This is a genomic window from Bradyrhizobium sp. P2_E8, assembly GCF_056403875.1.
Genome location: NZ_JBFUES010000445.1, coordinates 1 through 5,957 on the forward strand (window position 1 = coordinate 1; position 5,957 = coordinate 5,957).

The 5,957-nt window shown below is 66.3% G+C and carries 6 protein-coding genes; 3 read left to right on the forward strand and 3 right to left on the reverse strand.

Features of this window, described 5'->3' with window-relative positions:
- Both AC1D00_RS23130 and AC1D00_RS23135 read left to right on the forward strand, forming a co-directional pair.
- Positions 1 to 520: L,D-transpeptidase (locus tag AC1D00_RS23130; protein WP_477012245.1), on the forward strand; the 520-nt coding region annotated here is incomplete at its 5' end.
- A gap of 48 nt (positions 521 to 568) precedes the next feature.
- Positions 569 to 1,384: a DUF2927 domain-containing protein gene (locus tag AC1D00_RS23135; RefSeq protein WP_477012246.1), complete on the forward strand. Its 816-nt coding sequence runs from the start codon at positions 569 to 571 to the stop codon at positions 1,382 to 1,384.
- A gap of 253 nt (positions 1,385 to 1,637) precedes the next feature.
- On the opposite strand, the gene AC1D00_RS23140 is transcribed toward AC1D00_RS23135, so the two are convergent.
- From AC1D00_RS23140 to AC1D00_RS23150, 3 genes are all read right to left on the reverse strand, one after another.
- Entirely contained in the window at positions 1,638 to 2,444 is an 807-nt protein-coding gene (locus AC1D00_RS23140) for a class I SAM-dependent methyltransferase (RefSeq protein WP_477012247.1), read from the reverse strand.
- 111 nt (positions 2,445 to 2,555) lie between these two features.
- Positions 2,556 to 3,215 carry a helix-turn-helix transcriptional regulator gene (locus AC1D00_RS23145; RefSeq protein WP_477012248.1) on the reverse strand — a complete coding sequence of 220 codons (660 nt, stop codon included), beginning with the start codon at positions 3,213 to 3,215 and terminating at the stop codon, positions 2,556 to 2,558.
- Positions 3,216 to 3,224: 9 nt separating this feature from the next.
- Positions 3,225 to 4,352, reverse strand: a complete 1,128-nt coding sequence (locus AC1D00_RS23150; RefSeq protein ID WP_477012249.1) for a threonine synthase — start codon at positions 4,350 to 4,352, stop codon at positions 3,225 to 3,227.
- 377 nt (positions 4,353 to 4,729) lie between these two features.
- Here AC1D00_RS23150 and AC1D00_RS23155 point away from each other — a divergent pair.
- On the forward strand, positions 4,730 to 5,957 hold a 1,228-nt coding region (locus AC1D00_RS23155), incomplete at its 3' end, for a GTP cyclohydrolase II (protein ID WP_477012250.1).

Here is a 5,957-nt window from a genome sequence, read left to right on the forward strand (position 1 = left end):
CACCAGCTCAACCGGCTATCTCGGCGGCGGCGGCGCGAGCCCGATTCCCCGCTCCACCGTGATGTATCCGACCAATTACGCGCCCGGCACGATCGTGGTGAACACGACCGAGCGCCGGCTCTACCTGGTGCTCCAGAACGGCCAGGCGCTGCGCTACGGCATCGGCGTCGGCCGCGACGGCTTCCGCTGGGGCGGGGTGCACAGGATCACCGCCAAGAAGGAATGGCCGGACTGGACGCCGCCGTCGCAGATGCTGTCCCGCCGGCCCGACCTGCCGCGCCACATGAAGGGCGGCATCGAGAACCCGCTCGGCGCGCGCGCGATGTATCTCGGCTCGACGCTGTACCGCATCCACGGCTCCAACGAGCCGGAGACGATCGGCCAGGCGGTATCTTCAGGCTGCTTCCGCATGACCAATGACGACGTCAGCGACCTCTACAGCCGCGTCTCGGTCGGCACCACCGTGGTCGTGCTCAACAACTAKCCGGCCGGCGAACTGCGGGAACCCGCGGGCGCGTGAATTTGCGGTCTTGTGCGCGCGACGCGAATACGGCAGCGTCGGGTGACGATGAGCGCATTGAACCCACCCGCGCGTGGCCTTCGCATCGCCCTCCTGGCGCTCGCAGCGCTCACCTGTGTGCCTGACACCGCTACCATGGCCGCCGCGGGCGAATTGCCCGCGATCGCCTCGCGCCAGCGCGCCGAGAAGAAGAGCTTTACCGACAGCGAGATCGTCGAGGGCTTTCTCAAGACCGCYTTCGGCGCCGAATACCATCTCGCCGGCCGCGTCGACCGCATCCGCAAGTTCGACGGGCCGGTGCGCGTGTTCGCCGAGAGCGACCGCGCCGATCGCAAGACGCAGCTCGCCAAGGTCGTCGCCGACATCGGCAAGCGGATTCAGCATCTCGACATCGCCATGACCGACAGCAGCGAGGCGGCGAACGTGCGGGTGAAGCTCGTGCGCGACCGCGATCTCTTCCGCACCATCTCGAGCTTCTACGGCGCGGAGAAGGCGCGCGAGATCCGCGCCTCGCTCGATCCGCAATGCCTGTCCGGCTTCCGCAAGAACGACAATTTCGAGATCGAGCATTCCGACGTCATCCTCACCGTCGACAACGGCGACTTCACCTTCCTCGACTGCGCCTATGAGGAGCTGTTGCAGTCACTCGGTCCGATCAACGACACGACGAGCGTGCCCTGGACCATGTTCAACGACAACGTCTCGATGGGCTATTTCGACGTCTACGACCAATACATCCTCAACCTGCTCTACGACCCCCGCATCAAGGCCGGCATGACCGTGCCGGAGGTCAAGGCGGTGCTGCCGGACGTGCTCGCGGATGTGCGCGCCTGGGTAAAGCGGGTGAACGATCTGAAGGAGTGAGGCGACACGATTGCTGCCTCTGACCCTCCCTGGAGGGGCAGGGCTATCGCATGTGACTCCTTGGCAGGGGCCTGAGCGCACGCCTCGTCCTTCGAGACGACCGCTTCCAGCGGTCTCCTCAGGATGAGGCTGAGCGGCATCTTTGCCGGTCGAAATTGCTGCCGCGCACTCCGTCCTCATCCTGAGGGCCCGCCAAAGGCGGGCGTCTCGAAGGATGGGCCGCAGAGTAACGGCCAAGGATGCTCTCGCCTCCTCACATCTTCCTTGCCTTGGTCATCAGAAACTGCTGGCGCATCACGTTTTGGCCGGCGTCGAAATACTCCGAGATCAGCGCCTCGAACTCGGCACCGAAGCTCTTGAGCCTGTCCGGCTCGTCCTTGTACTGGGCGACGAGCTTGATCAAGGGCCCGATCGTCGCTTCCATGGTGCGGCGGAAATGCTGCGGGCTGAGTGCGGACGGCGTCATCATGTCCATCTCGAAAGAGACATCCTTCGCTTTCCCGGCGAGACGCTCGGCGACGATTTTCGGATCGCCCCACAACACCGGCGATGCCACGCCCTCGGGCGGCGGCAGATGGCGGCCGATCATCGCGAACATCCGTCCGACATACAGATGCGGCGGCCAGGTGGAGAAGGCGATGGTGCCGCCAGGCTTCAGCACGCGCAGCATCTCGCCGATGGCAACGTCCGGACGCGGCGCGAACATGTGGCCGAACTGGCTGAGCACCACGTCGAACTCGTTGTCGCCATAGGGCAGGCTTTCCGCATCGCCGTCGACGAAGTCGACATCGAGGCTCGCCAGTTGCGCGTGCTCGCGGGCGCGCTCGATCAGAACCGGCGACAGGTCGAGACCCCTGACCGTGGCACCGCGGCGTGCCGCCGTGATCGCGACAACGCCGGTGCCGCATCCGACGTCGAGCAGCCTTTGGCCGGCGGCAACGCCGGCAAAACCAACGAGCTTGGCGGCGGCCGGAGTCGTGAAAACTTCCATCGGCGTGAACAGCGACCAGGCTTCCTTCTGGACGGCCTTGAAGCCTGCAAACGGATCCTGTGCGGTCATGGAACTCTCCCATCGCTCGAGGGTCGATCTCCATGAGGCGGGCGACGGACGCCGAAGGTTCAAGGCGGGCTGATGGTAGCAACGGCACTGCGTTCCGGCTGGCGCGCCGCCTCACCTCGCATCGGCATACACCGTGGCGCGCGACACGCCGAGATGGGCGGCGATGATGTCGGAGGAACGGCGAACCTGCATGCAGCCGGCGTCGCGCAATTCGCGCAGCAGGCTGCGGCGGTCTTCCGTGGTGAGCGCGCGGGGCGTGGTGGCGCGGCGCGCGGCGAACCGGTCGATATGGGCGCGGATCGCGTCGGCGCCGACGGGGGTGAGGGATTCGCGCGGGCCGTTTTGCGCATCGACGCTGACGAACTGGCCGATCGCGCTCTGTAAACCCTGGAACAGCGTCAGGTCGACGTTGAGGCAGAGCGCGGCGACGTAAGCACCGTCCGCGCCCTTGATGCCGATCGAGGTGCTCTTGGCCTGCCGTCCGTCGGCAAAGCTGTTGGCGTAGTTCGCAATCACCTGCGGATAGTCGGGATCGGCGATGCGGGCGAGGCCAAGTTCAGTCGCGCCCTGGCCGACCTTGCGGCCCGACAGGTTGTTGTGAATGGCGACGATCGCATTCCTGGGATCGGTGAGATCGTGCAGCACGACCTCGCAGAACGGCGCAAAGGTCTCCCCCAGCCCTTGCGCGATCTGCTGCAACTGGTCGAACAGCAATTTTCGCTCGGCGGCGGTCTTGCCCGATGGGGCGGACGCGGATTTGCTGCGGCTCATCGCCCGGCCCTACTGCACGAGATCGGCGACGGTGGTCGCGGCCTTCAGCCCCGTGCCGGTGAGCACCGCGACCGTGGTCTCGTTCGCCTTGATGGCACCAATGGCGGAGAGTTTGTCCAGCGCGGCGGCTGCGCTGGCGCTGGTCGGCTCGGCGAACAATCCTTGCCGTGCAAGACGCCGCAGGGCGGCGACGATCTCGTCCTCGGCCAGCGCAACGGTGCCGCCAGCGCTCTCGCGCAGAGCGGCGATGATCTCGCGCAGGCGCAGGGGGTTCTTGATCGCGGTGCCCTCAGCGATGGTCTTGCTGACCTCGCGCGCGACAGGCGTATCGACGCCGGCCTTGAAGCTCGCATCGATCGGCGAGCAGTTGAGCGGCTGCGCCGCGAACAGCCGCGGCAGCTTCGTGATCTGCCCGGCTTTCAGCAGCTCGCGGAAACCGAAGGCGCAACCGAGCAGGCTGCTGCCGGCGCCGACGGGCACGATGACGTTGTCGGGGGCGCGGAAGCCGAGGTCTTCCCAGATTTCATAGGCGAGCGATTTGGTGCCCTCGAGGAAGAACGGCTGCCAGTTGTGGCTGGCGTAAAATGTCTGGCTCGACTGGCGGATCGCCTCCGCCTCCGATTCCTCGCGCGGGCCTTCGACGAGCTGCACCGCCGCGCCATAGGCGCGCACCTGCGCGATCTTGGCAGGCGAGGTCGAGGCCGGCGCCAAAATCTTCACGCGCATGCCGCCTGCGGCGCCCAACCCCGCCATCGACGAGCCGCCATTGCCGGAAGAGTCCTCCAGTATGGCGTCGACGCCGATCTGCCGCAGGAAGGACAGCATCACGGAGGAGCCGCGGTCCTTGAAGCTGCCGGTCGGGTTGAACCATTCGAGCTTGAACAACGGGCGCAGGTCCCCCCACGCCTGCTGCACCAGCGGCGTGCAGCCCTCGCCGAGCGTGATCGGATTTTTGATCTCGACCGGCAGCGCCGCCCGGTAGCGCCACAGCGATCGCGTACGCGGCTCGACCTCCTCGCGCGACATCCCTGCCCCCGGCGTCACCAACAGCGGCGTGCGCTCGTCCGAGCACCAGCGCGGCTGGTCGAGCGGATAGACCCTTCCGGTACGAGGCTCGATGTAGCTGGCGGCGGGCATGGCGGTCTCCAGGGGGCAAAGACGATCTATACGATTTGTCTGATTATATACGCTTTGTCCAGCCGCGGCGCAACCGCCGCAACGCCTCTTGAAAACAGAAAAACAGAAACTATTTCAAATCATTAGAGCTATCCCGCCGACCGAACGGCAAGGTTCGACCTGAGCGAGGGCGCGAACTTCACGCGGACCGGACCGGTTCGCCGATGACGGAATTTGGCGATGAAGACCTGCCGGGCGCAGCAGCATTAACTTGTCTGTCGCCGTCGGCCGCTACAATATGTTGGATTGAGCTTGCGCCGCCGGTGCTCCGCATCGGTAACGCAAAGTGAGCCAGGCCCGTCCGAGCGGCGGGCCGTTGGCTTTTTGGGAGCCTGGACATGAGCCGCGCGAACCGTACCGATCACATCCGCCTGACCTCCCATCCGGAGCCGGGCAGGAAGGCCGCCTTTCCGATCCATTGGGGCGCAGCCGACGCGCGCGCCCGCGGGCCGATCATCGGCACGGTGTCGCGCGCCGGGGATCGCAACGTGATCGGCAGCCATGGCGGCTCCTATGCAATGTACCGCGCGCTCGCCGTCTCCGCCGGCGCGCTCGACCCTATCCGGCGGCCCGACCTCACGAACACGTTTCCGGCGGCGACCATCGGGCCGTTTCCGCAATGGAACGATCCCGCCAAGATCGTCGCGCTCGACCCCTGGGGGCATCTGGTCGCCGAGAACTTTGGCAAGGAGATCGCCGAGGGCTCCGACATCCGCCCGAGCATCGCGGTGACGCGCGCCCGGCTCGACCTGCCGGAGATCCGCGAGGCGCTGGCCGCCAAGCGCTTGCGCGCCGACGGCGAGGTCGTGCACGCCAATGGCAGCGTCTCCGTGGTGAAGATCGCGATCGACCCGGTCTGGTATCTGCCCGGCCTTGCTGAGCGCTTCGGCACCGGCGAGACCGAGCTGCGGCGCACGCTGTTCGAGCAGACCGCCGGCATGTTCCCGGAGCTCGTGACGCGGCCGGACATGAAGGTGTTCCTGCCGCCGATCGGCGGCACCACCGTCTACATGTTCGGCGACGTCACCAAGTTGCCGGACCATCGCACCAAGATCACCTGCCGCGTGCACGACGAATGCAACGGCTCCGACGTGTTCGGCTCTGATATCTGCACCTGCCGGCCCTACCTCATCCACGGCATCGAGGAATCCGCGCGCGGCGCGCAGGAGGGCGGGCTCGGGCTCGTCGTCTACAACCGCAAGGAAGGCCGCGCGCTCGGCGAGGTCACCAAATTCCTGGTCTACAACGCCCGCAAGCGCCAGGAGGACGGCGACGCGGCCGCCGCCTATTTCGAGCGCACCGAATGCGTCGCCGGCGTCCAGGATGCACGCTTCCAGCAGTTGATGCCGGACACCATCCACTGGCTGGGCCTGAAGCGCATCGACCGCTTCCTGTCGATGAGCGACATGAAGCACGACGCACTGACCTCGCAGGGCATCGACATCGTCGAGCGCGTGCCGATTCCGCCCGAACTGATCCCGGCCGACGCCTATGTCGAGATCGCCGCCAAGAAGGCCGCCGGCTATTACTCGACCGACATAGCGCCGGAGAAGGACGTCAATCGCG

Coding starts and splice junctions, on each gene's coding strand:
- AC1D00_RS23150 (WP_477012249.1), bottom strand. CDS start 4,352: ATGCCCGCCGCCAGCTACATCGAGCCTCGTACCGGAAGGGTCTATCCG.
- AC1D00_RS23140 (WP_477012247.1), bottom strand. CDS start 2,444: ATGACCGCACAGGATCCGTTTGCAGGCTTCAAGGCCGTCCAGAAGGAA.
- AC1D00_RS23145 (WP_477012248.1), bottom strand. CDS start 3,215: ATGAGCCGCAGCAAATCCGCGTCCGCCCCATCGGGCAAGACCGCCGCC.